Origin of the sequence: Streptomyces sp. CA2R106 (genome assembly GCF_037034245.1) — a bacterium.
GTDB lineage: Bacteria > Actinomycetota > Actinomycetes > Streptomycetales > Streptomycetaceae > Actinacidiphila.
This window is the reverse complement of the sequence record NZ_JBAGKC010000026.1, coordinates 50270-76401: the sequence shown is the minus strand read 5'-3', so window position 1 is coordinate 76401 and position 26132 is coordinate 50270. Positions and strand designations below refer to the sequence as shown.

Below are 26132 nucleotides of genomic sequence, written 5' to 3'. Positions count from 1 at the left end.
GGCGGATACGGCCGGCACGGCCCGGGCGGCGGCTCACAGGACACGGCTGAGGAACTCCCGGGTCCTGGGGTGGCGCGGCGCCGACAGCACCTGCGCGGGCGGCCCGTGCTCCACCACCCGGCCCCCGTCCAGGAAGACGGCGCTGTCGGCGACCTCCCGGGCGAAGCCGATCTCGTGGGTGACCACGATCAGCGTGGTGCCGCCCGTGGCCAGGCCCTTGATCACCGCCAGCACCTCGCCGACCAGCTCGGGGTCGAGCGCGGAGGTCGGCTCGTCGAAGAGGATCACGCCGGGCTCCAGGGCCAGCGCCCGCGCGATCGCCACCCGCTGCTGCTGCCCGCCGGACAGCTGCCGCGGATACGCCTCGGCCCGGTCGCCCAGTCCGACCCGCTCCAGCAGCTCCCGGGCGGCCGCGCGGGCCTTGGTCCGGGTGCTGCGGCCGGTTGCCACGGGCGCGGCGGCCACGTTCTCCAGCACGGTCAGGTGCGGGAAGAGGTTGAAGTTCTGGAAGACGAAGCCGATCCGGGCGCGCTGCGCCAGGATCGCCCGCTCACCCAGCTCCTTGAACCGGCCGCGGTGGCGCCGCACCCCGATCGGCTCACCGCCGACCTCGACGTGCCCGGCGTCCAGCTTCTCCAGGTGGTTGATCGCCCGCAGCAGCGTGGACTTGCCCGAGCCGGACGGCCCGAGGATCACCGTGACCTCGCCGGCCGGCACCGTCAGGTCCACCCCGGCGAGCACCTGCTGCGCGCCGAACCGCTTGTACGCGCCCCGCACGGTCACCGCGGCCGGCCGGGCCGCGTCGGCAGGGGTCCATTCGGCCCGTTCAGCCTGCTCGGTCCGTTCGGCCGCGATCCCGCCCGTCTGCTCCGCCGCGCTCATCGGGCCGCTCCCGCCGCGAAGCGGGCCCGCGCCCGTACGTCCAGGAGCGCGGCGCGCACCCGTTGCAGGGGCGTCGGCGGCAGGGTCCGCAGCGCGCCGCGGGAGAAGTACCGCTCGACGTAGAACTGCGCCACCGACACCACGCTCGTCAACACCACGTACCAGACTGTCGCGACCAGCAGCAGCGGCACGATGTCGCTCGGGTAGGTGCTGCCCAGCGTCTCGACCCGGCCGAAGACGTCGAGCAGCGAGACGTAGAAGACCAGCGAGGTGCTCTTGACCAGCCCGATGAGCTGGTTGACGTAGGCCGGCACGATCGCGCGCAGCGCCTGCGGGAAGATGATCCGGGTGAACTGGTAGCGGCGCGGCAGCCCGAGTGCGGCCGCCGCCTCGTGCTGGCCCTGGTCCACCGAGAGCAGCCCGCCGCGCACCACCTCGGCGGCGTACGCGGCCTCGTTGAGGCTGACGCCGACCACCGCGACCACCATGCTGGTCGCCGCCCTGGACTCGTCGAAGTCCACGAAGTGCGGCCCGAACGGCACCCCGAGGCTCAAAGTGGCGTACAGCGCCTGGAAGTTGGCCAGGAAGAGCAGCACCACGATCAGCGGCACCGAGCGGAAGAGCCACACGTACACCCAACTGGCGATCCGCAGCACCGGGCTGCGCGACATCCGGGCGAGCGCCAGCACGATCCCGGCGAGCAGCCCGAACACCGCGCTCCAGGCGGTGACCTGGAGCGTGATGCCGAGGCCGTCGAGGATCACCGGCCGCAGGAACCAGTAGCGGAACCTGCTCCACTGGAAGAAGGGGTTGGTGACCAGGCCGTGGCCGATCTGCGCGACGACCACCAGCACGGCCGCGGTCAGCACCCACCGCAGGGGGTGGCGCAGCGGCACCACCCGCTCTGCGTCGGCGTGTTCGCGGCCACCGAGCGCGTCGCCGGAGGGCGCGTCGTCAGGGAGCGGGCCGTCGGAGGGTGGGGCCTCGGCGGGCTGGGCGGCGGCGCGGGGCAGGTCGGTCATCTGGCGACTCCGGCGCGGGGAGGGGCGGCCGCGGCGCACCGAGCGTCGTCCACCCGGGAGGGCGGCACACGCGGCGGCGGACGGCGGCGGGGGAGGTGGGGAACGTGCGGGCGGCTGGTGCGGGTACCTGGGCGGGCCTGCGGCCCGGGCGGGTTCAGCGCCGACAGAGTGCGCTGCTGACGCGCAGCAGGTCGATGTGCCGGGCCAGGACCGGGCGGTGCGGATAGCGGCAGCGACACCGCTCCGAGCCGTTCGCCGCGTCCATCCCGCCCACCTCGCCCGCCCGTCGTCGCGGGCCTCGCGTCACTCCACCACGGCCGGGCGGCATCGCCTCGACCCGGCCGTCACCGTAGGCAGCGCCCTGACAGGTGTCAACGACGCCCCCGCCGTTACACCCCCGTCTGTACGGTTTTCCCCCGCCGGGTTTCACGCCCCGTTCAAAAACCCGCCCGGCGGGCCGGTCAGAGCCGCAGGCCCTCGGCGAGCATGCGGAAGGGCGCCTCGTACAGGGACGGCAGGTCCGGCGCGCCGTCGCGTTCGACCCAGTAGCGCACCACGGCGGTGGACACGGCCATGATCGCGGCGGCCGCGGCGTGGACGTGGAGGTCGTCGGGGCCGCGGCCGGTGCGCGCCATGATCACCTCGGCCAGCCGGTCCTGGCTGCGCTGCAACTCGTCCCACGAACGGGCCCTGATCGCCGGGTCGTTGAAGCCGAGCCGGGTGCGCAGCAGCAGCTCGTCCAGGTCGGACTTGATGACCGGGCCGAAGGAGCCGGTGAGCGCGGCCAGCAGGGAGTCCATGATCGGCTCGCCGGCCGGGCGGGCCAGCAGCGCGTCGGCGAGCACCGAGTCGTAGTCGTCGACGAGGACCACGTCCTCCTTGGTCGGGTAGTACCGGAAGAAGGTGCTCGGGGAGACCTCGGCCGCCTCGGCGATCTGGTCGACGGTGGTGGCTTCGTACCCCTGCTCGGCGAAGAGCCGGTACGCCTCCCGCCGGATCGCCTCGCGGGTGCGCTGTTTCTTGCGCTCCCGCAGGCTCGGCGCCGCCACGGCCGGGGTCTCCTCTGCGCTGCTCATGCCGTCGATTGTCCGGGTCAGGCGCCGCCCGCGGCCACCCCGTCCGCCGTGTCGGCCGCGGCGGGCGCCGGGAGGACGGGCCGGGCAGGGGAGCCGGCGAGGTCGGCGGCGGGCGCGGCCGGCGCCCTCCGGGGGAGCAGCAGCAGCCCGAGTACGGCCGCGAGTGCCGCGCAGGCGCCGCAGGTCAGCAGCACCAGGTCCATGCCGTGCGTGAACGCGGCGTGCGCGGAGCCGAGCAGGCGGCCGTCGTGCAGCCGGGCGGCGACCGCGTCCGCGCCGGTGACCGAGTCGCGGGCGGCACGCGCGGCGGCGGGGTCCAGCCGGTCGGTGTCGAGCCGGCCGAGGTAGCCGGAACTGAGCACGCTGCCCAGGGCGGCCACCCCGAGGACGCCGCCGACCTGCTGGACGGTCTCCAGGAGGCTGGTGCCCTGCCCCGAGCGCTCGGCGGGCAGCGATCCCATGACCAGCCCGGTCGCGGGCACCATCGCGGTGCCGAAACCGACGCCGATCAGGGCCAGCCACAGTGCGGCGGTGCCGTAGCCGTCGCCCGCCGTGGTGGTCGCGCCGAGCAGGGTGCCGGTGGCGAGCAGCAGCAGCCCGGCGGGGATCACCAGGCGCGGCCCGAAGCGGTTCGCGACCGGCTCGCTCGCGGCGGCGGCGACCATCAGCCCGGCGATCAGCGGAAGGATGCGCAGACCGGTGCCGAACGCGTCGTGTCCGAGCACCGACTGGAGGTACTGCGGCACGACGAACAGGATGCCCATCACCGCGAAGTTGACGAACACCGCGAGCAGGGTTCCCCAGCGGAAAGCGCGGTCGGCGAACAGGCCCAGGTCGACCAGCGGGTGCGCGGTCCGCCGCTGCCGTACGAGGAAGCCGGCCAGCACCGCGGCGCCGCCGACGATCCCGGCGAGCACCCGCGGGCTGCCCCAGCCGTCGTCCGGCACCAGGATCGTGCCGTAGACCAGGGCGGTGATGCCGACGGTGCTCAGCACGGTGCCGGCGGCGTCGAACGGGACGGCACCGGCCGCGGGCGCCCGGTCGCGGTCGCCGGGCAGCAGCCACACCGCGGCCACCAGCGCGACCGCGGCGACCGGCACGTTGAAGACGAACACCGCACCCCACCAGTAGTGGTTGAGCAGCCAGCCGCCGACCAGTGGGCCGGCCGGCATGCCCAGCGCGGTGGCGGCGGTCCAGGTGGCGATCGCCTTCGGCAGCTCCTGGCGGGAGAAGATCCGCGGCAGGATCGCCATCGACAGCGGCATGATCATCGCGGCGCCCGCGCCGAGTACGGTGCGCACCGCGATCAGTTCGCCCGGCGTCGCGGCCTTCGTCCCGGCGAGCGAGGCGAGGCCGAAGAGCGTGATCCCGCCGACGAGCAGGCGCTTGTGGCCGTAGCGGTCGCCGAGCAGCCCGACCGGCAGCATCACCACGGACAGGGCCAGCAGGTAGCCGCCGCCTATCCACTGCAACTGGGCGCTGTCGGCGCCGAGTTCACCGGCGAGCGTGGGCAGGGCGACGTTGATGACGGTGCCGTCGAGCCCGATGACCAGCACGCTCAGCGTCAGGGCGGCCAGGGCCAGCCAGCGGCGTGGCGAGTCGGCGAGAGGGGGTGTGGTGACGGTCTCGTGAGTCGACATGGGGCAGCCTCCTGGGAGTCGTCTATAAAAAGACAGTACACTCCCAAAAAGTTGTCGTCTCTCATTTTGACGAGGGCCTTCGGGTCGAACGGACCGTCAACTCGCCTTGCGCCCGGAGGACGCGGTCTTCTTCGCGGCGGTCTTCTTGCCGGCGCCGGACTTGGCGGCGCTCTTCTTGGCCGCGGTCTTCTTCGCGCCCGCGCGCTTGGACGACGCCGCCTTCTTCGCGCCGCGGGCAGGCCCGCGGGAGGGCCCCCCGGCCTGCTCGCCGGACGGCTTGGCCTGCTCCACGGAGGCGCGCAGCGCCGCCATCAGGTCCACGACCTTGCCGCCGCCGCCCTCCTCGGACACGGTCGGCGGCTCCGCGCCCTCCAACTTGGCGGTCACCATGGCCTCCACGGCCTGCGCGTACTCGTCGTGGTAGGCGGTCAGGTCGGCCTCGCCGAGCGCTTCGATCAGGGTGTCGGCGAGCTTCAGCTCGGAGTCGCTGATCTTGACGCTGCCCTTGGGCGCCGCCTCCGCGGGGTTGTTCAGCTCGTCCGGCCAGCGCAGCGTCTGGAGCAGCAGCACGTCGTCGCGCGGGGTGACGAGCGCCAGGTGCTCGGAGTTGCGCATCGCGAACTTGCCCACCGCCGCCTTCCCGGAACGCTCCAGCGCCTCGCGCATCAGGACGTAGGGCTTGTTCGCCCCGGCCGAGGCGGGCGCCAGGAAGTACGGCGTGTCGAGCTGCATCGAGTCCACCGACGCCAGGTCCACGAAGCCGCTGACCTCGATGGTCTTCGCGGTCGGCAGCGGCAGCGCCTGGAGGTCGGAGTCGGTGACCTGGACGAGCTGGTCGTCGGGCGTCTCGTAGGCGCGCCCGATGTCCGAGGCGGTCAGCACCTCCTCGTCCAGCTCGCAGGTCTTCTGGTAGCGGACCCGGCCCTGGTCGGCCAGGTGAATCTGCCGGAAGCTGACCTTGTGGCTGGAGACGGCGGAGCCGAGCTTCACCGGTATCGAGACCAGACCGAAGGCGAGGTTGCCCGACCAGACGCTGCGCATGGCGTGTCCTTTATGTCAGGTTGTGGGATGTTTATGGTATGCCGATCACCGAGGTCGAGGGCCACCGGATCAGGCTCACCCACCTCGACCGCGTGCTGTGGCCGGCGACCGGCACCACCAAGGCGGAGCTGCTCGCGTACTACGCCGCCGTCGCCGACCTCCTGCTGCCGCACACCAGCGGGCGGCTGGCCAGCTTCGTGCGCACCCCCGACGGCGTGGACGGCCAGCGCTTCTTCCAGAAACGCCCGCCCGCGGGTACGCCCGAGTGGGTGACGACCACCGCGCGCGTCCGCAGCAGCGGCGAGCTGATGGACCAGGTCGAGGTGAACGACCTCGCCACCCTCGTCTGGTCCGGCAACCTCTCCTGCGTGGAGATCCACACCCCGCAGTGGCGCGCCGCCGACCCGGACACCGCCGACCGGCTGGTGCTCGACCTCGACCCGGGCCCGGGCTGCACCGTCGCCGACTGCTGCCGGGTCGCTCTGGACCTGCGCGAGCGGCTGGCCGCCGACGGCATCGCCGCCTGGGCCAAGACCAGCGGCGCCAAGGGGCTGCACCTGCTGGCCGCGCTGCGCGGCGCCACGCCCGACCGGGCGCGGGCCTACGCCAGGACGGTCGCCCGCGAGCTGGAGGCGGCGGACCCGCGCCGGGTGGTGTCGCGGATGGCGAAGGCGGACCGCGCCGGGCGGGTCTTCATCGACTGGTCCCAGAACTCGGCGAGCAAGACCACCGCCGTGCCGTACACGGTCCGCGCCCGCGACCGGCCGACCGTCTCCGCGCCGCTGACCTGGGACGAAGTGGCCGAAGCGGTCGCCGAGGCCTCCGCGCCCGACCGCCTCGCCCTCACGATCGGCGACATGCCCGACCGGCTGGCGGAGGTCGGCGACGCGCTCGCCGCGCTGCTCGACGAGGGCGAGGGGGGCGGCGCGGGCGAGCTGCCGGGGTGAGGGCCGGGGACCGGCCCGCCTACTGCTGGGCGCCCGCCAGGTGCTCCGCCAGCTCCTTCTCGTCCTCGTCGTTGAGCGACGTCTTCAGCACGGTCCCGCCGTAGGAGCCCATCGCGTCGGCGAACTTGTCCTCGGTGATCTTCGACGCCATCACCACCACCGCCGACGTGCCCGGCTTGAGCATCTCCTGCACCTGGCCGCGGAACTGGTCGTCGATCCCGGACTTGCCCAGCTTGCCGAGCAGCCCGCCCATGGCCGCCCCCGCCAGCAGGCCGAGGCCGGGCACCAGGAAGAGCAGGCCGAAGACCATGCCCCACACCGCGCCCGAGGCCGCCGACACCCCGACGATCTTGCTGGGGGTGTCGACATGGGTCCGGCCCTCCGCGTCCACCGAGACCACGGCGAGCCCGTTGAGGTTCACCACGTAGTCCTGCTGGAGCTGCTGGACCTGCTCGTAGGCGCGCTCGGCGGTGGCGTGGTCGTCGTAACCGATCACGATGAGTTCGGACATCGGGGCCTCCTCGGGGCGTGGCGTGCACGACGTGAGGAACCCTATGTCCGAATTGTCGGCACGTCCTGGTGGGGCGGGTCAGCCGCGCGGCTCCCCGTGCCAGTGCCACTTCTCCAGCCGCGCCCGGCCGGGCAGTTCGATGCGGCCGGTCGACCACAGCAGCGCCGGCCACGGCTCGGCGTCCGCGGGGGCGTCCGGGAAGAGCCGGTGCAGCGTCCGCGCGCACAGGTCGGCCGGCGGCTGCCACGGCAGCCCGAACGCGGCCGCCACGTCATGGGTGTGCACCAGCGCCTCCACGACACCCATCGCCCCGAACCCCTCGGGGTCCGCGGCGCCGAACACGTGGTGCGCGCGCACCTCCGGCGCGGTCACCCGCACCATCGCCACCAGCAGCGCGCCGCACGCCTCCAGCGCCTGGAGCAGCCCGGCCGGGCCCTCCGTGCGCGCCACGAAGACGGTGCTGGTCGGCCCGTCCGGCCGCTCCTGCCGCCAGGAGACCGGCACATGTGTCGTCAACGGCGGTGTCGCCGGGCCGAGTTGGAGGGCGTACGCGAACAGGTCGTCGGCCAGGTGCTCCACGGTCTCCCAGCAGGACCAGGTCAGCTCGCCCGCCGGCCGCTCCCAGCCGTCGGCCGGCACCTTGCCCAGGGTGTGCACCGACAGGCGTACGGCCAGCGCCACGTCGTCGGCGGTGACCGGCCCCGGCGCGGGCGGGGACCAGATGCCGAACCACTGCTCGGCGCCGTACTCCTCGAACCGCCCCGCCGCGGTGAACCCCAGCTTCGTCGCGACGCGCACCGCACGGGAGTTGGCGGTCTGGGTGGTGAGGACCACCTGCTCGCCCGGATGCGCGGTGGCGCACCAGCCGAGCGCGGCCCGGCACGCCTCGGGTGCGTAGCCGTGCCCCCACGCCCGCGGCAGGAACATGTAGCCGAGTTCGGGCTCGCCGCCCTCCGGCCGTACGTGGCCGGGCCGTTCGGCGTCGCGCGGGTCGAGCGTGACCAGGCCGATCATCGCGCCGTCCAGCTCCACCACGAAGACCCCCGGCCGCTGCCCGGGCACCTCGGGCATCGCCCGCTCCAGCTCCGCGCGCGGCCGGGCCCCGCCGACGTAGGTGCCCACCTCCTCGGAGGAGAACAACTCCACGAACGCCGGACGGTCCCGGGCCTCGGCCGCGCGCAGCACGAGGCGGTCGGTACGGAGCGGGGCCGGCGGCCAGGCGGCAGGGTGCACAGACGTCATGGCGCGCCAACCTACCCGAGGCTCCCCAGGGGAAGGGCGCGTTCCGCGTGCGACGGACTATGGCGCCGCACCTCGCCGCGCCGCACCCACCCCCGCCGTCGCCGCACGCGACGGCATGCCGCGGGTCACCCCCCGCACAGCCGCTCCAGGCCCGCGCGGCTGTCGGCGTCCGCCGGGCGGAAGAGCAGCAGCCGCTGGTCGGGGTCCTGGAGCGGCACGAGGACCTCGAAGTCCAGCGCGATCCGCCCCGCGTCCGGGTGCCGGACCACCTTGCTGCCGCGGCCGGTCACCTTCACGTCCCGCTCGGCCCACAGCCGCGCGAACTCCGGGTCGGCGGCGAGCAGTTCGTCGACCAGGCCGGTCAGCGCCCGGTCCTGCGGGTGCGCCGCCCACGCGGTGCGCAGATGGGCGACGCCCTCCCGCAGTACCCGGTCCCGGTCCACGTACAGCTCGCGGACCCGCGGATGGCGCAGGCACAGCCACATCGCGTTGCGCCGGGCCGGGGGCAGGGTGGCGAAGTCCAGCAGCAGCCGGGTCGCCTCGCGGTTCCAGGCGAGGATGTCGAAGCGGTGGTTCAGCAGCAGTGCCGGGAGCGGTGACAGGTCGGTGACCAGGCCCGCCAGCGGGGCCGGCGCGGCGGTGGCGGGCGGACCGGGGTCGCGCGGGCGCTGGCGGGTCAGGTCGAAGAGGTACGCGCGCTCGGCCGCCGGCAGCCGCAGCGCCCGGGCCAGCGCCTCCACCACCTCCGACGACGGCCGCAGCCCCCGGCCCTGCTCCAGCCGTACGACGTAGTCGACGCTGACCCCGGCCAGCTCGGCGACCTCCTCCCGGCGCAGCCCCGGGGTGCGCCGGGCCTGGCGGCGCGCGGCCAGGCCGAAGTCGCGCGGGTCCAGCCGCTCGCGCCGGGCGCGCAGGAAGGCGGCCAGCTCCTGCGCGGTGTCCACGGTGTGGGTCGTCATGCCGGTGCAACACCGAGGGTGGGACGGACCTTCCCAGGAAGCGGCTTCCCTTACTCCCCGTGCGCGGCCGTCGCAGCCTTGGAGGGTCCCGGTCTTCCGGGCCACCTGACAACTTACGGAGGACACCATGCCGCTCACCCTCGACACCTACCGGCTGCTGGGCCGCTCGGGCCTGCGGGTCTCACCGCTGGCACTGGGCACGGCCACCTTCGGCACCGAGTGGGGCTGGGGCGCCGGGCCGGACCAGTCCCGCGCCCTGTTCGACCACTACGTGGACCGCGGCGGCAACTTCCTCGACACCGCCGGCACCTACACCGAAGGCAGCTCCGAGCGGCTGCTCGGCGAGTTCGCCCGCGGCCGCCGCGACAGCCTGGTGCTGGCGACGAAGTACTCCACGCTGCGCCGCCCGGGCGACCCGAACTCCGGCGGCAGCCACCGCAAGAACCTGTTCGCGTCGGTGGAGGAGAGCCTGCGCCGGCTCGGCACGGACTACCTCGACCTGCTCTACCTGCACGTCTGGGACTCCACGACCTCCGCGGACGAGGTGCTGCGCGGCCTCACCGACCTGGTCCAGCAGGGCAAGGTCCTCTATGTCGGGATCAGCAACGCCCCCGCGTGGCAGGTCTCGTGGATGCAGGCGGTCGCCGACCTGCGCGGGTGGGCGCCGCTGGTCGCGCTCCAGATCGAGTACAACCTGATCGAGCGGACCGGTGAGCGCGACCTGATCCCGATGGCGCGGGAGATGGGGCTCGGCGTGGTGCCGTACTCGCCGCTGGCGGGCGGGGTGCTCACGGGCAAGTACGGGCGGGAGGACCTGGAGGAGGGCGCGGCCGCCCCTTCCCCGGCTGCCGACGGCGAGGACAGCAACCGCAAGGAGTTCAACCGGGCCCTGGGCACCGTCACCGAGCGGAACCTGTCCGTCGCCGACGCCGTGCGGGAGGTCGCCGCCGAGCTGGGCCGTACGCCCGCGCAGGTCGGACTGGCCTGGACGTTGCAGAACCCGGGCGTGACGGCGTCGACCGTCGGGGCCCGCACCCCCGCGCAGCTGGCGGACAACCTCGGCGCCCTCGACGTGGACTTCACCGCCGGCCAGCTGGCCCGGCTGGAGGCCGCGAGCGCCGTCGAACCCGGCTACCCGCACACGATGTTGGCCGGCGAGCACATCCGCCGGGTGACCTCGGGCGACCTGAGGATCGAGCCCCGCCGCTGACGCACGGGCAGTGACGCCCGGCCCAGCGTCCGCCCGCCGTGGCAGCGGGCGGACGGACCGGGCGCTGCTACGATGACAGCCCCCGGAAGGGGATCAGGAGTCCGCTCCTCGAGTCCCGTGGATACCGGCCGGGGCAACTCGACAGGACGGACCGGCGTGAACATCGGTACTCAGGACGCAGTCGATCCGAAGCCGGTGTCCGGCACCGCCCCCGCCAAGAAGCTGCTTCTGCGCGCACTCGCGGGCGAGCGGACCGAACGGCCGCCGGTCTGGCTGATGCGGCAGGCCGGGCGCTACCTGCCGGAGTACCACAAGGTCCGTGACGCGGCGGGCGGCATGGTGGGGCTCTGCACCACGCCGGAGCACGCCGTCGAGGTCACCCTGCAACCGCTGCGCCGCTTCCCGCTCGACGCCGCCATCGTGTTCGCGGACCTTCCGCAGGTCGCCGCCGCGCTGGGCCAGACCCTGGACTACCGGGCCGGCGAGGGGCCGGTCCTGACGCCGCCGGTCCGCTCGTCGGCGGACATCGCCGAGTTCCTCAGTGCCTCCCGCCTGCACGAGGAACTGGCCCCGGTCTACGAGACGGTGCGCCGGCTGACCCGCGCCCTGCCCGCCGACGTGGCCCTGATCGGCTACGCCGGCGCGCCGTGGACCATTGCCACCTACATGGTCGAAGGGCGCGGCGGCGCCGCTTCGGAGCACTCCGTCGTCAAGCAGTGGGCGCTGGGCGACCCCGACGGGTTCCAGCCGCTGATCGACCTGCTGACGACGGCCGTCATCCAGTTCCTCAGCCGCCAGATCGAGGCGGGCGCGGAAGCGGTCCAGCTGTTCGACACCTGGGCCGGGGTGCTTCCCGACGCCCTCTTCGACCGCTGGTGCGTCAAGCCGGTCGCCGCCGTCGTCAGCGCGCTGAAGGCCCGGTATCCGCAGGTGCCCGTCATCGCCTTCCCCCGGGGCGCCGGCCTGTCCTACGACGGCTTCGCCGAGGCGACCGGCGCGGACTGCATCGGCCTGGACTCCACAGTCCCGCTGGCATGGGCGGCGGACAAGCTCCAAGGCGAGCTGGGCCGCTGTGTGCAGGGCAACCTCGATCCCCAGCTCCTGATCGCCGGCGGCCCCGCGCTGGCCGCCGGGACCGAGCGCATCCTGCGCGGCCTGAGCGGGGGGCCGTTCGTGTTCAACCTGGGACACGGCATCGCGAAGACCACGCCCATCGAGCACGTCAGCGCCGTGGTCGAGCAGGTGCGCGCCTGGAGCACGCCCGCCGTCTGACGCGCCAGCTCGCCCGCCCGGCGGGCTATTCCGCCACCTCGGCCCCGGTGAGCGGGGCCGGGGCGGCCGCGAGGAGGTCGGACTCCTCGTCGGTGAGCAGGCGGGAGCGCAGCAGGAACCGTACGCCCTCGGGCGCCTCCACGGAGAAGCCGCTGCCGCGCCCCTTGACCACGTCGACGGTGAGGTGGGTGTGGCGCCAGTACGCGAACTGGCTCGCACTCATCCAGAACGGCACGCCGTCCCCGACCCGCCCGAGCAGCACGTCCGCGGCGCCCACCCGGAACTCGCCGCGCGGGTAGCACATGGGGGAGCTGCCGTCGCAGCAGCCGCCGGACTGGTGGAACATCAGCGGGCCGTGGCGGGCGGTGAGGCGGGCGAGCAGCTGCTCGGCGGCGGGGGTGAGGGCGACGCGGTGGGGGAGCGGGGGCGTCATGCGCGGTCCTCCTTGCTCGCGGGTCGGCGCGGGCCGGCCCGCGGGCGCCGCACCGTACATCGAGGCTACCGCCGCGGTCGGCCCGCCGGGAGCGTCCTGACGTGACGGTTCGTCAGGCGGGCAGGGGATCGACGGCCGTGCCGTCGCCGAGCGGGACCGGCTCGAACAGGGTGGGAGGCTTGGGGGGTGTGGCGAGGAGTGCGCCGAGCCTCGGTATCTGGCCGGCCACCTTCGCACTGTGCTCGGTGAACGCCTGGATCGAGGCGAACATCTGGACCACCAGCAGGGGACCGCTGTCCTCGCCGCGCGTGCGGTGTACGGAGTAGTGCAGGCAGCCCGGTTCGGCGCGGATCTGCTCGGCGAGCTCCGCCAGGACCTCGAGCAGGTCGGCGCGTCGTCCATCCTTGGGCTCCATCGTGGACACGGCGAGCACCGTGCCGGGCGCCGCGGGCCGGGTGCCGCGAAGCAGGTCCAGGGCCTCCTCGGCCTCGGCCCGGCTGCGCATCCGGATCTCCCGCCCCGCCTCCTTCGACGCCGAGGCCGCGACCGCGACCTCACCGACCTGGTCGGCGGTCACCTGGTCCGGGTCGCCGGCGCCGGTCAGGCGTGTCGCCACCGGCCCGAGCTGTAGGGCGAAGACCCGCTGTCGGCCGTCGAGTTCGGCGGTGAGGACCTGCTGCATCATCCGCAGGGCGGCCTGTTCCATGCTGACCAGGCCGCTGCCCGGAATCGGCGTGACCGCGGACTCCCCGACGATCAGCGTGTAGGCGCCGCGGGGGCTCAGACGGGGCAGGAAGGCCCGCGCGACGGCCATGTGCGCGGTCGCGAGACCGACGAAGGCGCTCTGCCAGTCGGCTTCGTCGATCTCCCAGAGGGACCTGCCGGCCCACCAGCCGCCGATCGGGGCCACCACGTCGTCCACGCCGCCGAGCCTGCGCACCATCTCGTCGGCGAGCTGCTCGGCGCCGGCGAACGTCGTGTAGTCGTGGACGAAGAGGTGCAGGCGGTCGGTCGCGGCGTCACCGAGCACGCGCCGGAACTCCTCGGCCCGCTCCTGGGTGCGGGTGGGGACGACGACGTCCGCACCGGCGGTGAGGTATCGGCGGACGATGCCTTCCCCCACGGCGCCGGTGCCGCCTGGAACGGCCACCTTGCGGCCGGAGAGGTCGGCTGGGGTGCTGCTGTTCATGAGATCGCTCCTTGGAGCGGCGCGGGACAGCCTGCCGCTGGTCCCTGCGCCGACGTACGGATATGTTGGCCTGGCCAACGTTGGTTAAGCCAACATAGCTCGGGAGCGTTGGGAAGTCCAACGGTTAGGATGGCCGGATGACGGAAACGGACACGGACACCGCACCGCGGCCCCCGGCCCGGCTCCGCGGGCTCGCCAGCTGGCAGGCGAACAAGGCGTCCACGCTCGGCGCGCGGCTGACCGCCCAGCGCATGCCGCTGAGGGCTCGCTCGGACTTCGCCGTACTGGCGGCTCTGGAGGAGTACGGGCCGCTCAGCCAGGCCGATATCGGCCGCCGCCTCGGCCTCGACCGCAATGACGTCAGCGGCGTCCTCGACCGCCTCGAAAGCCAGCACCAGGCCGACCGCCACCCTGACCCCGGCAACCGGCGCCGCAACGTCGTCACCCTGACCGCCGCCGGCCGGCAGCGTCTCGAGGAACTCCAGCGGCACGCCGACGCGGTCCAGGACGAACTCCTCGCCGGCCTCGACCCCGCGGAACGCGAGCAACTCCACTTCCTGCTCGCGAAGCTGCTCGACAGCCACACACCGCAACCGGCGTAGCGGCGTCCGGAGGGGTGCGGCTCCCTCGCGCCGCGGCGCCGAACTCCCCGCGGCAGGGCCCGCGTTCAGCCGAGGAACGGCCGCAGCAGCGCGAGCAGCGCCTGCGGCCGGTGCAGCGGGATGATGTGGCCGCAGTCCTCGATCACGTGGCCGGCGAGGTCGTCGGCGATCGGCCGCAACTGCCGTTCCAGCGCCGCGCCGACGGGGTGCGCGCCGATCGCCAGCGTCGGTACGGTCAGCCGGGTCCGGGCGATGGCCTGCCGGATCTGCCGGGCGGTGTCCGGCAGCGCCCGATAGAAGCCGAACGCGCGGCGCAGGGCCGGCCTGCCGGTGTACGCGGCCGTGAACGCGTCCCGCACCTCGGCCCGCAGCCCCTGGCCGAGGGTGCCCGCGTCGAGGAACCAGCCGATGTAGCGCGCCTCGTGGCCGGTCAGCACCTCCTCCGCCAGGCCCGGCACGGCGTGGAAGCCGAACCACCACGGCGGGCCGCCGGCGAGGAAGTCCTCGGCGCCCGGGAGCGTACCCAGCAGCGATTCCATCACCACCAGGCGGCGCACCAGGTCGGGGCGGCGCATCGCCAGCAGGAAGGCGGGCGGGGTGCCCGCGTCGATGCCGACCACGGCGGCGGAGGTCTCGCCGAGGGCAGCGAGCAGCGCTTCGGCGTCGGCGGCGAGCGTGCCGGCGTCGTATCCGCCCTCGGGGCCGTCGCCGTATCCGCCCTCGGGTCCGCTCTCAGGGTTCCGCGCGCTCAGCCATCGCAGGTCGGGGGCGATCACCCGGTGGTCGCGGGCGAGGTCGCCGATCACGTCGGTCCACAGCCGCCAGGTGTGGGGGAAGCCGTGCAGGAGCAGTACGGCGGGGCCTTCGCCGGCGGTGGCCACGTTCAGGGTGACGCCGTTGGCTTCGACGCTGTGCAGGGCGATGTCGGTGGGCATGGTGGGGTCCTCCCAAGGGTGGTTACCAATGGTGACAACCCCACCGTAGGAAACTATGCTGGACCGGCCAAGACCGTACTTCTGCCACAGGTGGTGAGCTCGAGGTGACCGCCTCCCCCGCTTCCCCGGCGCCCCCGCGCCGCGGCGACCTGTTCGACCCGCTCTGCCCGACCCGGCGCCTGCTCGACCGGATCGGCACCAAGTGGACCTCCATGGCCGTCAAGGTGCTCGCCGAGGCCCACCCCGGCGAGGTGCGCTTCGCCGAGCTCCAGCGCCGCATGCCAGGGGTCTCGCAGAAGATGCTCTCCGTCACGCTCCGCAACCTCCTCCAGGACGGCCTCGTCTCCCGCCGCGTGGAACCCACCGTCCCGCCCCGCGTCCACTACTGCCTCACCGACCTCGGCCTGTCCCTCGAGGTCCCCCTCGCGGCGCTCCGCGCATGGGCCGAGTGCCACATGGCCCAGATCGACGCGGCCGCCGCCCACGCCGAGGACCCGCGCTGACTCTCCGTGCCCCGCCGCGGGGGTGGGGCCCGGATCGGCATGGGGACGTCGGACAGGTCACTTCGGGGCACCGGCCGGCGCGGGCACCACGCCGAGCTGCGTCAGGAGCGCCGCCACGTTCCAGTAGTCCCGGTTCTCCGAGATCAGGCCGTCGCGTCGCTCGCCGATGGTCAGACCCGGAACGGTGAACGCCTGTCCGGTTCCGGGCAGGCCCATGGCCGGGTTCACCCGGTCGTTCGTTCCGGAGAGGTCCCACTCGAACGCGTAGGAGCTGCCGGAGACGAGGTACTTCCGCACCGTGAACCGGTAGTCGCTGGAGAGGCCGGCGTCCATGCCCGACAGCAGCTGTTCCACGGCCGCCCGGCCGGTGTACGAGCCGCCGAAGGCCGTGTCGACCACGACGACGTCCTCGCTCATCATCGCGACGACATCGGCCGGGGCGTGCTTGTTGACCGCCTCGACGTAGTCCGCGAGCCACGTCGGCAACTGGTTCTTCGACATCATCACCTCAAGTTCGACCATGCGTCAGGGCGTTCCGTCCGCTGTTCCACATCGTGGGCCCGCGCCCGGACCGCCGGCCAATGCCGATCCGCGCCCGCGTCATGCCGATCCGGCATGGGGGCAGGCCCGCGGGACGGGGTGGCTACCATGCCTGCCATGGATCTCGACATCCGGCGGCTGCGCTACTTCGTCGCCGTGGCCGAAGAGAGCAGCTTCGTGCGGGCTGCGGCGCGGCTGTACATGACGCAGCCGGCCCTGAGCCGTCAGATCCGAGCGTTGGAGGACGACCTCGACGTCGCGCTCTTCGTCCGTGACCGGCAGGGGACGGTCCTGACCCGTGCGGGACGCCAACTGCTGGAGGACGCCCGGCCGATGCTGGCCGCGTCGGTGGCGCTGGAACAGCGGGTACGCACCGCGGCCCGTGCGGAGAACCAGTTCACCGTCGGGTTCATGCCCGGTGTCGTGGTCACACCCATCGTGCGGGAGTTCTCCCGGATGGCGCCGGATCTGCGGGTCGACGTCGTCCACACCTCGATCACCGATCAGGTCGACTACCTGCTCGACGGGCGCGTCGACGTGTGCTTCGTCCGGCTGCCGCTGCCTCCGGGAACGTTCAAGGTGGTTCCGCTCTTTCCCGAGCCCCGCGTCGCTGCCCTGTCGCGCGAGCACCCCCTTGCGCGGCGCAAGGCGGTGAGTATCGACGACCTGCGGGACATACCGCTGCTCCAGGCCCCCGAGGACGTTCCCGAGTGGCGGGGAAGTGCTTTCTCCAGCCCGGCCGCGCCGGGGAGAGACCTCAACAGCCTCCCGGTGACGATCGAGGAGTGCCTGGAGGCGGTCGCGTCCGGCGCCGGTTTCCACGTCATGCCGGCGGGAATGGCCGACTTCTACCGCCGGCCGGATGTCGAGTACCTCACGCTCGACGGCGTGGCCCCGCGCATGGTCGCCCTTGCCTATATGGAGCACCGCACGATGCCCGAACTCCAGCGGTTCTCCGAGATCTCCCGGCGCATGCTCGGCCCGGCTCCCGACTGACGAGCCCTCCGCCCGAGTCCTTGTTCCGCGCCGGCAGTCCGTAGTGCGCGGTGCAGTTCGCCGAGGACGGCGGGGTTCTGCCGGTGAAGGCCGCCGGCACGGCGTCTCCGTGGGCACGCCGTACGTGCCGTTCCCGGTGGAGCACGCCGTACCTGCCGTCCTCCGTGAACCGATAACCTGCATCACCATGATGCGTGCCTGGGTCCCGCCGATGCTGCTTGCGCTCAGCGGCTCAGCCGTCGCGGCCGGGGAGCTCTTCCAAGGGAGCCCCGCCACAGCCGCAGCACTCCTGCTGGTGTTCCTGGCGCTGGCCGGCGCGACCTCTCCCTTGATCTTCCCGAGGTCGATCGCTGTGCAGGAAGCACAACGCCGCAGCGCGGCCGACGGCCGACCGGTCGTCTTCTGGCGGCCGGGCTGCATGTACTGCATACGGCTGCGCATCCGGCTGGGCCGCAGCGCCCGCCAGTTGCACTGGGTCAACATCTGGCGCGACCCGGCAGGAGCCGCGGCGGTGAAAGCGGTCAACGACGGCAACGAGACCGTGCCGACCGTCATCGTGGCCGGCCAGCCGCACACCAACCCCGACCCCGCATGGGTGCGCGGACAACTCTCCTCTTCCGTGTGATCAGAAACTGCAAGGCAAGCTACGGGCGAACTGGGTGCTCAGCGACCGCGGGTGGGGGGAGGCCGCGCCGCTCCTCGGACGAGCTGACGGCACCCCCCTTCGATCCGCACCACCACCGCCGCCGCCGCCAAGTCGGGCCTGCCGCAACCCACATCGCGGTCGCCCTCACCGTCGCCGCCTGCCGGGCCGGCCACTCGCTCTGCTGCACCAGCTCGGTGACCAGCCGCTGCGTCGGTCTCCGCGCTCGAAGCCAGCCCCGGTCAACGGTCCGCATGATTAACTCACCTGGAAATAGCCCCGGTTGATCCGTATCACCAAGGATTTCCTGAATGCCGGAATATGCAGAAGTGACGGAAAACCAGGCCCCGCCGCCGTAAAGTCGCAGGCCACGAAGAGTGCTCCCCGCGCGTGCGGGGTTGGTCCCGACTTCGACAGGTCCAGCGTCAGGTCGAAGCCGTGCTCCCCGCGCGTGCGGGGTTGGTCCCCCGCCCGCTGTTGAGCCGCGTCCGTCTGCGGTGCGCTCCCCGCGCGCGCGGGGTTGGTCCCCCCTCGCGGTGGCCTGGGTGCCGGCGTCGGGGGTGCTCCCCGCGCGTGCGGGGATGGCCCGCCCCTGGACCCATACCGCGGCCTCGGCCCGGTGTGCTCCCCGCGTCCGCGGGGCTGGTACCGGGCGTCGATGGGGCGGCGCAATTGCCGCATCCAGCCGTACGTGGGCCAGTTCGGCGCGTGCGGCGACGAGTGAGGCGCCTCCCGGGTGGAGGACGTGCTTCCGCGCGGCCCCCACCCAAACTTCCCCCCACGGCACCGAGAGAACACGTGCCGCCTCGCCCACGACGTGCGCAGGGAAAAGAGGCGGACACCCGGGCGCCCCTCTTTCGGAGGAAACCGGGGCGCCCGGCGGACGTAGGCCGCGTCACGGCGGGAGACTGCCGTCGTGCGGTATGCCCGGACTGGCGACCGAGGTGCCGATATAACTGTCCATGTGAGCCGCCCAGCGGTGGCCCTGCCCGAGCGGTACGGGGGAGCGGCGCCGTACCGCACATCGTGCGGAACCTCGGCGTCGAGCACCGGTACACGAGTCGTACCCTCGCCGAGCCCGCGGGCGCGGAGGTCCGGAACGCCGTGAGGGTGACCGTCGTCAACCACCTCGGCGTGCAGGCCGCGGCCGACGCGCTCCACTCCCGCGCCTGGACGCCGACGAGATCGACGCCGTGATCGCCGTCCACTCCAGCGGCAGCGCCGTGCCCGGCCTCGGTGCACCTCGTCGCCGCGCAGCCTGACCGGCGCGTCCTGGTCGTCGTCGCCGAATCGCGCACCACCTCGTACGGGCCCGCCGAGCCCGGCGTGGTCGCGGCGATGTACCGCGCGCTGTTTGGCGACAGCGGGGCCGCGGCCGTCGTCACCGCAGAATGGCGCGGGCCGGGTCTGCGCGTAGAGCGGACCTGGTCGCACCTGTTGTCCGATAGCGCGCGCGGTACTACTGGATGACGGTGCGGGACCGCGTGGGTCAGCATTTGACTCGCCGTCGGCGGCCGTGACCGAGGTCGCCGAGTGCATGCCGCCCATGGTCGACTGGCTCAAGGAGTCCGGGACGCCGCAGTGGGTCGTGGCCCCCTCGGAGGACCGAAGATCATCGACTCCGTGGCCGACGGCCTGCCGGTCCCGGGCGGCCTGCGGCACTCCTGGGACAGCCTGCGGACGTCCTGCGCCGTATCCACGAAACCCCGCCCCCGCATGGCGCCCGGTCTGGTGGCCACGTTCGGCCCGGGGTTCTTCGCCTCGACGGTCACCGGGACCTGGCAGGCCCACGAGTGACGCGCAGTTCGTATGGGGCGGGCGGACCGTACGGGAGTTGGGTGCGGCCGCGGTCCTGTCCGGGTGGGAGTGGGGGCGCTCGGTGGGGGCTTCGACAGCGGTCGGCAGTGCCTGACGGTGGCTGGGCCTGTACGACGGCGCCTTGACCGTCGGGGTCGTACGTGGTGTGCGGTGCGGGCTGCTCGGGCACCGACAACGCTTGCTCGTACGTCTCCACGGCCCCCGGCCGGCGGGTGGGTCCGCGTGTTCTCGGTCTCGGGCGGTCCGGTGCCGGGCCACCGTGGTGCACCCGTCTCCGGTACATTCGGCGGAGCCGCCGCGCGCGGGTGTCCGGAATGCCGGAATGTGCGGAAGTGACGGAAAACCCGGCCCTGGCATCGTAAAGGCGCAGGTCACAAAGTGTGCTCCCCGCGCCCGCGGGGCTGGTCCCAGGGCGTACTTGGCGATGTAGTCGGAGTGTCCGTGCTCCCGCGCACGCGGGGCTGGTCCCGCTACCTCGCCAAACGGAAATCAACCCGCTGAGTGCTCCCCGCGCACGCGGGGCTGGTCCCCGCTGCGCCGCCGTATGCGAGTGCACCGGGTCGTGCTCCCCGCGCATGCGGGGTGGGTCCCAGCGCGGTGCACGTCCCGGCCGCGGTGTCCGGGTGTTCCCCGCGCACGCGGGGTTGGTCCCTACCAGGCGCCGTACGACGCCGACCCCGCCGAGTGCTCCCCACGCGTGCGGGGTTGGTCCCACAGCCGTCCTGGATTCCGCTGGCCACGATCACTGCTCCCCGCGCGTGCGGGGTTGGTCCCTGCACGCCCTCACCACTCACACACTCGCCTGAGTGCTCCCCGCGCCCGCGGGGCTGCTTCCCGGGTGGGGTGCCCGGCACCCCGGAAGCGCGGCTCTGCACGAAGAGACGGGCACTTCAGGGGTTGGAGAAGGGGGCGAACGCCTGGGTCGCGTCGGCGACAGCCTCGGGGTGGACGTCGTCCGCGGTGCGGCCGGCCGCGATCTTGTGCCAGGTGGTACGCGCGAGAACGCGCTGGGTCGCGAGGAGTTGGGCCGCGAGAAGGTGAGCACCGATGCCGGGGCCGAGGTCGGCCCCGAGGGCGTCGGTCAGGGCCGCTTCGTCGTCGAGTTGGTAGCGGGTGAGGCGGCCCGCCAGGGCAGGCGTGTCGAAGACGAGGCGGTGGAAGGCGACGACGGCCGGGTGGTCGTTGAGGCCGGTGACGGGGTCGCGGCGGTCGAGGCCGGCGCGGAAGTGGGCGTGGAGGGCGGCGGCGGGGGAGACCCCGGGGCCGCGGTCGCGGACGACGCGGGCGGCCTCGCCCTGGTGGTCGGCGAAGCGGTGGAGGACGAGGTCCTCCTTCGTGGGGAAGTAGCGGAAGAGGGTCGGCTTGGAGACCTCGGCCGCGGCGGCGACGTCGTTGACGGACACGGCGTCGAAGCCGTGCGCCAGGAAGAGGGAGATGGCCGCGTCCGCGATGGTGTCGCGCGTGCGGGCCTTCTTGCGGGCGCGCAGCCCCGTCGGCTCGTCGGTCACACGCACACCGTAGCATTTGTGACCAGGTTGCTTTTGTGGATGAGTTGCTTTTGTGACCGAGTAACGGTTTCATGGCCGGGTGCAGACGACAGACACCCTCCCCGTACTCGTGACCGGCGCGACAGGCCGGATCGGCCGCGCCGTGGTCGACCGGCTCCTGGCCGCGCGCGTGCCGGTACGCGCCCTCGTACGCCGACCGGAAGCCGCGGAACAACTGCCGCCGCAGGTCCAGGTGTTCACCGGCGACCTGACCGAGCCGGCTTCGCTGGACGCCGCGTTGGACGGCGCGGGCGCCGCCCTCCTCGTCTGGACCGCCCCACCGCAGACCGTCGGCGCCGTCGTCGAGAAACTGGCGGCCCGCGTACGGCGGGTGGTCTTCCTCTCCTCCCCGCACCGCACCCCGCACCCGTTCTTCCAACAGCCCAACCCCATGGCCGAGTTGCACGCGGACATCGAGCGGCACATCGCGGCTGCGGGACTGGCCGCGACCATCGTCCGCCCGGGCATGCTCGCCTCGAACGCGCTGGCCTGGTGGGCGCCCGCGCTCCGGGCCGGCGAGACCGTACGGTGGCCGTACGCCGCCGCCGAGACCGCGCCGGTCGACGACCGCGACGTCGCGGACGTCGTGGCCCGTACGCTCTGCCACGAGGCGCACGCCGGGGGCGACTACGTCCTCACCGGCCCCGACGCACTCACCCACGCCGCCCAAGTACAGGCCATCGGCGAGGCGTTGGGGCGCCGCCTGACCTTCGAGGAGATGACGCCGGACGAGTTCCGGCGCCTGTCGGAGGGTACGGCGCCCGCGCCCGTCGTCGAGATGCTGCTCGCCGCGTGGCGCGCGGCAGTCGGTCCGCCCGCGTACGTCACCACCACGGTGGCCGACCTCCTCGGAACGCCGTCCCGTACGTTCGGCCAGTGGGCCGCCGACCACGCCCCCGCGTTCACTCGCGACCGCCCCTGACGCTCCCGACCCGGCCGCGGCCCCCGCGGTCAGCGGAAGGTGTGGACCACCTCGATCCGCCCCACGATATGGGCGTTGAACTCGTCCAACTCCTCCGCCGGCACCCACAGTTCGAGGATCGTCCGGCCCCCGGCCTGCCGTACGGGGTAGCGGGTGAGGAAGTCCGAGGAGACCTCGAAGCGCGTCACGAAGCCGGCGCCGCTGTGCGGCACGTTCCAGTCCCGGGCGATCCGGATCGCGTACTCCTCGTCGAGCACCGGGTAGAAGATCGGCTGCTCGGGCAGCCGCGGCGGCCACGCCCGCCACCCGAGCGCCCGGACGAGCGTCAACTCCTCCGGGCCGGTGGGGCGCCACAAGGTCGTCGTCCCGCCGTTCACGTCCCCACCGCCCTCTCCGTAAGCGGGCCGCCACCGCAACGCCCCCCGGGCTCCCGGACGATACCGGCGCGCCCCGCCCCCCGACCACGGGATTTCGGAGCGGAGCGGGCACCCGTCAAAGAGGGCCGGTGCCCACCGAAAACCCCCGGCCCCACCTCCACCCCCGCCCCCAACCCCGCCCCCAAACCCCCCACTTGCCCCCTTTGCCCACCCCACCCCCACCCCTTTCCTTGACACCCCTCCAACCCCCGGAGGAACATCATCTGTCAATCTCCTGACAACGTTGTCGGGTTCGGCCCTGTCGCCCGCCCAGCCGGGCACAGCGGCCGTTCCCCTGCCGATCACCTTGTACGCCTCGTACGCCACGTACTTCACGAAGGGCAGGATTGGTGCACGACTCAACCCCGCACCGGACGGTCGCCGGCCGCCGCAGGCGCAGAGCCGCCTGCGCGCTGGCCGCGGCCTCCGCACTCCTCGGACTCGGCCTCGGCGCCGGGACCGCGAACGCCGCCTCCTCGAACGCCTCCTCGAACGCCTCCGCCTCCGCGGCGAAGGGCGCGCCCGCCGACCCGGCCGCCACCGTCAACCCGCTGATCGGATCGTCCAACGCGGGCAACACGTACCCGGGTTCGGTGGTCCCGTTCGGCATGCTCGCCTGGAGCCCGCAGAACTCGACGGGCAACCAGTTCTCCACGCCCGCCCCCGGCGGCTACCGGTACGACGCCACGAAGATCCGCGGCTTCAGCCTCACCCACCTCAACGGCGTGGGCTGCTCCGGCGCGAACGGCGACATCCCGATCATGCCGTACGTCGGCGACGTGGACTCCTCGCCGAGCGCGGACACCAAGGACGCCACGTACGCGAGCACCTTCAGCCACGCCAACGAGACGGCCTCGCCCGGCTACTACAAGGTCGGCCTGGACAGCGGCGCCAGCGCCGAGCTGACCACCACCGAGCGCACCGGCACCGGCGAGTTCGGCTTCCCGGCGGACAAGCCCGCCAGCATGCTGCTGCGCACCTCCAACTCCGAGAGCGGCAGCAGCGCCGCCGACGTCCACGTGGACGAGGCGACGCAGACCGTCACCGGCTCGGTCAGCGCGGGCAACTTCTGCGGCCCGCAGAGCGCGAACAACCGGCACGACCTGTACACCCTGTACTTCACCGCGCACTTCGACCAGCCGTTCGCGAAGGTCGGCACCTGGACCGACGGAACGCTGAACCCCGGCTCCACCTCGGCCTCGGGCGGCACCGGCTACAACTCCAGCGGCAACGCGGCCGCGGGCAAGGGCTCCGGCGCCTACGTCACCTTCGCCCAGGGCACCACCCACGTGCAGGCCAAGGTCGCGATCTCGTACGTCAGCGCCGCCAACGCCGAGGCGAACCTGTGCGCGGAGAACCCGCCGAAGAAGACGTTCGCCGCGGTGCACGCGCAGGCCGTCGCCGCCTGGAACACCGCGCTGCGCAAGGTCCAGGTCTCCGGCGGCAGCGACGACCAGACCAGCACCTTCTACACCGCGCTCTACCACTCGATGCTGGAGCCGACGCTCACCAACGACGTCAACGGCCAGTACCTGGGCGGCGACCGCAAGGTGCACCGGCTCGCCAAGGGCCAAAAAGCGCAGTACGGCACCTTCTCCGGCTGGGACCAGTACCGCGCCCAGGTGCAGCTGCTGACGCTGCTCCAGCCGAAGGTCGGCAGCGACTATGCCCAGTCGCTGTACAACTACGCGCAGCAGCGCGGCGGTGAGTGGGACCGCTGGCTGCTGGAGAACGGCAAGACCAGCGTGATGTCCGGCGACCCCTCCGACGCCGCGCTCGCCGGGATCTACGCCTTCGGCGGCACCGACTTCGATGCCAAGGGCGCCCTCGCCTCGCTCGTCAAGGCCGCCACGGTGCCGACCGCCAACGACTCCGACAGCTCGGGCTGCAACGTCGAGTGCGTCGGCCAGCGCCCCGCGCTCGACCAGTACCAGGCGCTCGGCTACGTGCCCGCCGACAACTGCCACTGCTGGGGCGGCGCCGCCGAGACGCTGGAGGACGCCGCAGCCGACTTCGGCATCTCGCAGCTGGCCGGCCAGCTCGGCGACCGCTCCGACGCGCAGAAGTTCGCGCAGCGCAGCGGCAGTTGGAGCAACGTCTTCGACCCGAACGCCACCGCGCAGGGCGGTTGGATGCGCAACCGCAACTCCGACGGCTCCTGGGCCGGCACCAACTTCAGCCCCGCCACCGGTGACGGCTTCGTGGAGGGCACCAGCTCGCAGTACAGCTGGATGGTCTACTCCGACATCGCCGGCCTCGCCCAGGCGATGGGCGGGAACAAGGCGGCCATAGACCGCCTCGACGCCTTCTTCCACGACGCCGACGGCAGCTTCGACTTCACCGCCGACGACCCGACGAAGAACGACCCGACCAACGAGCCCGACATCAACGCGGCCTACCTGTACGACTACTTCGGCGCTCCGTACAAGACGCAGGAGACCACCCGCGCCGAGACCGACACGCTGTGGACCAACACCCCCGGCGGCATCCCCGGCAACGACGACGCGGGCACCATGTCGTCCTGGTACGTCTTCTCCGCGCTCGGCATGTACCCGCAGGTGCCCAGCCGCGCCGACCTGGTGCTCACCGCGCCGGTCTTCCCGCACGCGGTGATCCACACCGGCCACGGCAAGTCCATCACGGTCAACGCGCCGCAGACCTCGGCGAAGAACGTCTACATCCAGAGCCTGCGCACCAACGGCAAGAGCTCCGACCAGCCCTGGGTGCCCGCCTCCTTCGTCACCCACGGCGGCACCCTGGACTACACCCTGGGCAGCACCCCGAACACCAAGTGGGGCAGCGCCGCCAAGGACGCGCCGCCGTCCTTCCGCGACGGTGAGGCGCCGTTCTTCGCCAGCACCGCGCCCGACGCGGTCAAGGCCGAGCCCGGCACGTCGGCGGACAGCACGCTGAACGTCTCGACGATCCAGGACAGCCGCCAGGACGTGCGCTGGTCGGCGTCCGCGCCCGACGGGATCACCCTCAGCCCGGCGAGCGGCCGGATCAGCCTGCCCGCAGGCGGCACGGCCAGCGCGAAGCTGTCGGTCTCCGTCGCCAAGGACACCAAGTCCGGCGTCTACGAGGTGCCGATCACCCTGACCTCCTCGGCCGCCGCGGCCGGCAGCACCCCCGCCCCCAAGGCGTGGCTGTCGGTGACGGTCGGGGTCAAGGGCAGCATCAGCTGGTACGTCAACAACCGCGGCATCTCCGCCGACGACACCAATCCGGCCGCCAACTTCGACGGCGGCGGCTGGAGTTACTCGGCGAAGGCACTGGCCGCGGCCGGGGCCACCCCCGGCAGCACCGTCTCCGTGAACGGCTTCGACTTCACCTGGCCGCAGGTGACCGCGGGCGCCCCGGACAACATCCAGGTCGGCGGCGGTGACCAGGTGCTGGACGTCTCCAAGACGTCGGCGGGCGCCACCCGGCTCAGCCTGCTGGGCAGCGCGGACGACGGGCCGACCAGCGGCACCGCCACCCTCACCTACACCGACGGCACCACCCAGCAGGCCGACATCGGCTTCAGCGACTGGACCCTCGGCGGGGGCGGCGACCAGCCCTCCTTCGGCAACATCACCGCGGTGCACACCACCTACCGCGACGTGATGGGCAGTCCCACCACCGACCCGGTGGGCACGGACGTGTTCGCGACCGCGCCCATCGCGCTCCAGGCGGGCAAGCAGCTCGCCTCGGTGACGCTGCCGGCCACCACCTCGGGCGGCGACATGCACGTCTTCGCGGTGGCGACGGCGTAACGCACACACCGCGGGCGGCCGTCCCCGGGCT

25 protein-coding genes and 1 pseudogene are annotated in these 26132 nt (G+C 73.0%); 11 read left to right on the top strand and 15 right to left on the bottom strand.

Annotation, left to right across the window (positions count from 1 at the left end):
* Positions 1–33 precede the first annotated feature (33 nt).
* From WA788_RS28180 to ku, 5 genes are all read right to left on the bottom strand, one after another.
* Positions 34–882 (bottom strand): amino acid ABC transporter ATP-binding protein, encoded by an 849-nt coding sequence (locus WA788_RS28180; RefSeq protein ID WP_335981965.1) that lies wholly within the window; start codon positions 880–882, stop codon positions 34–36.
* Entirely contained in the window at positions 879–1904 is a 1026-nt protein-coding gene (locus tag WA788_RS28175; protein WP_335981964.1) for an amino acid ABC transporter permease, read from the bottom strand. Before WA788_RS28175 ends, WA788_RS28180 begins: the two co-directional genes overlap by 4 nt.
* Before the next feature lie 461 nt (positions 1905–2365).
* Positions 2366–2980, bottom strand: a complete 615-nt coding sequence (locus WA788_RS28170; protein WP_335981962.1) for an acyl-CoA-like ligand-binding transcription factor — start codon at positions 2978–2980, stop codon at positions 2366–2368.
* A 17-nt stretch (positions 2981–2997) separates the two neighbouring features.
* Positions 2998–4620, bottom strand: a complete 1623-nt coding sequence (locus WA788_RS28165; RefSeq protein WP_335981960.1) for a DHA2 family efflux MFS transporter permease subunit — start codon at positions 4618–4620, stop codon at positions 2998–3000.
* Positions 4621–4716: 96 nt separating this feature from the next.
* Positions 4717–5661 carry a non-homologous end joining protein Ku gene (ku, locus tag WA788_RS28160; protein WP_335981958.1) on the bottom strand — a complete coding sequence of 315 codons (945 nt, stop codon included), beginning with the start codon at positions 5659–5661 and terminating at the stop codon, positions 4717–4719.
* Between the two features lie 38 nt (positions 5662–5699).
* On the opposite strand from ku, the gene ligD reads away from it, so the two are divergent.
* Complete coding sequence (gene ligD, locus WA788_RS28155; protein ID WP_335981957.1) at positions 5700–6608, top strand: non-homologous end-joining DNA ligase; 909 nt, start codon at positions 5700–5702, stop codon at positions 6606–6608.
* A gap of 19 nt (positions 6609–6627) precedes the next feature.
* Here the strand turns inward: ligD and WA788_RS28150 are convergent, their stop codons facing one another.
* The 4 genes and pseudogenes from WA788_RS28150 to WA788_RS28135 all read right to left on the bottom strand — a co-directional run bounded on the left by WA788_RS28150 (position 6628) and on the right by WA788_RS28135 (position 9320).
* A complete protein-coding gene (locus WA788_RS28150; protein ID WP_335981955.1) occupies positions 6628–7119 on the bottom strand; it encodes a DUF1269 domain-containing protein in 492 nt (163 codons plus the stop codon).
* Between the two features lie 78 nt (positions 7120–7197).
* Positions 7198–7842 (bottom strand): hypothetical protein, encoded by a 645-nt coding sequence (locus tag WA788_RS28145; protein ID WP_335982025.1) that lies wholly within the window; start codon positions 7840–7842, stop codon positions 7198–7200.
* Positions 7822–8361, bottom strand: a pseudogene (locus WA788_RS28140) (GNAT family N-acetyltransferase); the annotation flags it as partial. The pseudogene WA788_RS28140 and the gene WA788_RS28145, both read right to left, overlap by 21 nt.
* A 125-nt stretch (positions 8362–8486) precedes the next feature.
* On the bottom strand, positions 8487–9320 hold the full coding sequence (locus tag WA788_RS28135; RefSeq protein WP_335981954.1) for a helix-turn-helix domain-containing protein: 834 nt from the start codon (positions 9318–9320) through the stop codon (positions 8487–8489).
* A 127-nt stretch (positions 9321–9447) separates the two neighbouring features.
* Between WA788_RS28135 and WA788_RS28130 the strand changes: the two genes are divergently transcribed.
* Positions 9448–10530 (top strand): aldo/keto reductase, encoded by a 1083-nt coding sequence (locus WA788_RS28130; protein ID WP_335981951.1) that lies wholly within the window; start codon positions 9448–9450, stop codon positions 10528–10530.
* A gap of 156 nt (positions 10531–10686) precedes the next feature.
* On the top strand, positions 10687–11802 hold the full coding sequence (gene hemE, locus WA788_RS28125) for a uroporphyrinogen decarboxylase (RefSeq protein WP_335981949.1): 1116 nt from the start codon (positions 10687–10689) through the stop codon (positions 11800–11802).
* A gap of 25 nt (positions 11803–11827) precedes the next feature.
* Here hemE and WA788_RS28120 read toward each other — a convergent pair whose 3' ends face one another.
* Together WA788_RS28120 and WA788_RS28115 are read right to left on the bottom strand one after the other, a co-directional pair.
* Positions 11828–12235, bottom strand: coding sequence for a DUF779 domain-containing protein (locus tag WA788_RS28120; RefSeq protein WP_335981947.1), 408 nt, complete (start codon positions 12233–12235; stop codon positions 11828–11830).
* A 112-nt stretch (positions 12236–12347) separates the two neighbouring features.
* On the bottom strand, positions 12348–13424 hold the full coding sequence (locus tag WA788_RS28115; RefSeq protein ID WP_335981945.1) for an SDR family oxidoreductase: 1077 nt from the start codon (positions 13422–13424) through the stop codon (positions 12348–12350).
* 137 nt (positions 13425–13561) lie between these two features.
* Between WA788_RS28115 and WA788_RS28110 the strand changes: the two genes are divergently transcribed.
* The gene (locus WA788_RS28110) at positions 13562–14026 is read left to right on the top strand and encodes a MarR family winged helix-turn-helix transcriptional regulator (RefSeq protein ID WP_335981943.1); all 465 of its coding nucleotides are present in this window, start codon (positions 13562–13564) and stop codon (positions 14024–14026) included.
* Between the two features lie 65 nt (positions 14027–14091).
* Here WA788_RS28110 and WA788_RS28105 read toward each other — a convergent pair whose 3' ends face one another.
* Positions 14092–14961 (bottom strand): alpha/beta fold hydrolase, encoded by an 870-nt coding sequence (locus tag WA788_RS28105; protein WP_335981941.1) that lies wholly within the window; start codon positions 14959–14961, stop codon positions 14092–14094.
* Positions 14962–15065: 104 nt separating this feature from the next.
* Here WA788_RS28105 and WA788_RS28100 point away from each other — a divergent pair, with 104 nt between their 5' ends.
* Positions 15066–15464 (top strand): winged helix-turn-helix transcriptional regulator, encoded by a 399-nt coding sequence (locus WA788_RS28100; RefSeq protein ID WP_335981939.1) that lies wholly within the window; start codon positions 15066–15068, stop codon positions 15462–15464.
* Positions 15465–15521: 57 nt separating this feature from the next.
* On the opposite strand, the gene WA788_RS28095 is transcribed toward WA788_RS28100, so the two are convergent.
* Positions 15522–15986, bottom strand: a complete 465-nt coding sequence (locus WA788_RS28095; RefSeq protein ID WP_335981938.1) for an ester cyclase — start codon at positions 15984–15986, stop codon at positions 15522–15524.
* A gap of 135 nt (positions 15987–16121) precedes the next feature.
* Here WA788_RS28095 and WA788_RS28090 point away from each other — a divergent pair, with 135 nt between their 5' ends.
* The 4 genes from WA788_RS28090 (at position 16122) to WA788_RS28075 (ending at position 19440) form a co-directional block, all read left to right on the top strand.
* Positions 16122–17000: a LysR family transcriptional regulator gene (locus tag WA788_RS28090; protein ID WP_335981937.1), complete on the top strand. Its 879-nt coding sequence runs from the start codon at positions 16122–16124 to the stop codon at positions 16998–17000.
* A 187-nt stretch (positions 17001–17187) separates the two neighbouring features.
* Positions 17188–17625 carry a glutaredoxin domain-containing protein gene (locus WA788_RS28085; protein ID WP_335981936.1) on the top strand — a complete coding sequence of 146 codons (438 nt, stop codon included), beginning with the start codon at positions 17188–17190 and terminating at the stop codon, positions 17623–17625.
* 1254 nt (positions 17626–18879) lie between these two features.
* On the top strand, positions 18880–19113 hold the full coding sequence (locus WA788_RS28080; protein ID WP_335981934.1) for a hypothetical protein: 234 nt from the start codon (positions 18880–18882) through the stop codon (positions 19111–19113).
* 111 nt (positions 19114–19224) lie between these two features.
* On the top strand, positions 19225–19440 hold the full coding sequence (locus tag WA788_RS28075; protein WP_335981932.1) for a hypothetical protein: 216 nt from the start codon (positions 19225–19227) through the stop codon (positions 19438–19440).
* A gap of 911 nt (positions 19441–20351) precedes the next feature.
* Here the strand turns inward: WA788_RS28075 and WA788_RS28070 are convergent.
* Positions 20352–20969 carry a TetR/AcrR family transcriptional regulator gene (locus tag WA788_RS28070; RefSeq protein ID WP_335981930.1) on the bottom strand — a complete coding sequence of 206 codons (618 nt, stop codon included), beginning with the start codon at positions 20967–20969 and terminating at the stop codon, positions 20352–20354.
* A gap of 79 nt (positions 20970–21048) precedes the next feature.
* Here WA788_RS28070 and WA788_RS28065 point away from each other — a divergent pair, with 79 nt between their 5' ends.
* Positions 21049–21930: an NAD(P)H-binding protein gene (locus WA788_RS28065; RefSeq protein WP_335981928.1), complete on the top strand. Its 882-nt coding sequence runs from the start codon at positions 21049–21051 to the stop codon at positions 21928–21930.
* 29 nt (positions 21931–21959) lie between these two features.
* On the opposite strand, the gene WA788_RS28060 is transcribed toward WA788_RS28065, so the two are convergent.
* Positions 21960–22307: a hypothetical protein gene (locus WA788_RS28060; protein ID WP_335981925.1), complete on the bottom strand. Its 348-nt coding sequence runs from the start codon at positions 22305–22307 to the stop codon at positions 21960–21962.
* Between the two features lie 452 nt (positions 22308–22759).
* Here WA788_RS28060 and WA788_RS28055 point away from each other — a divergent pair, with 452 nt between their 5' ends.
* Positions 22760–26101, top strand: a complete 3342-nt coding sequence (locus WA788_RS28055) for a GH92 family glycosyl hydrolase (protein WP_443034105.1) — start codon at positions 22760–22762, stop codon at positions 26099–26101.
* Positions 26102–26132: the final 31 nt, after the last annotated feature.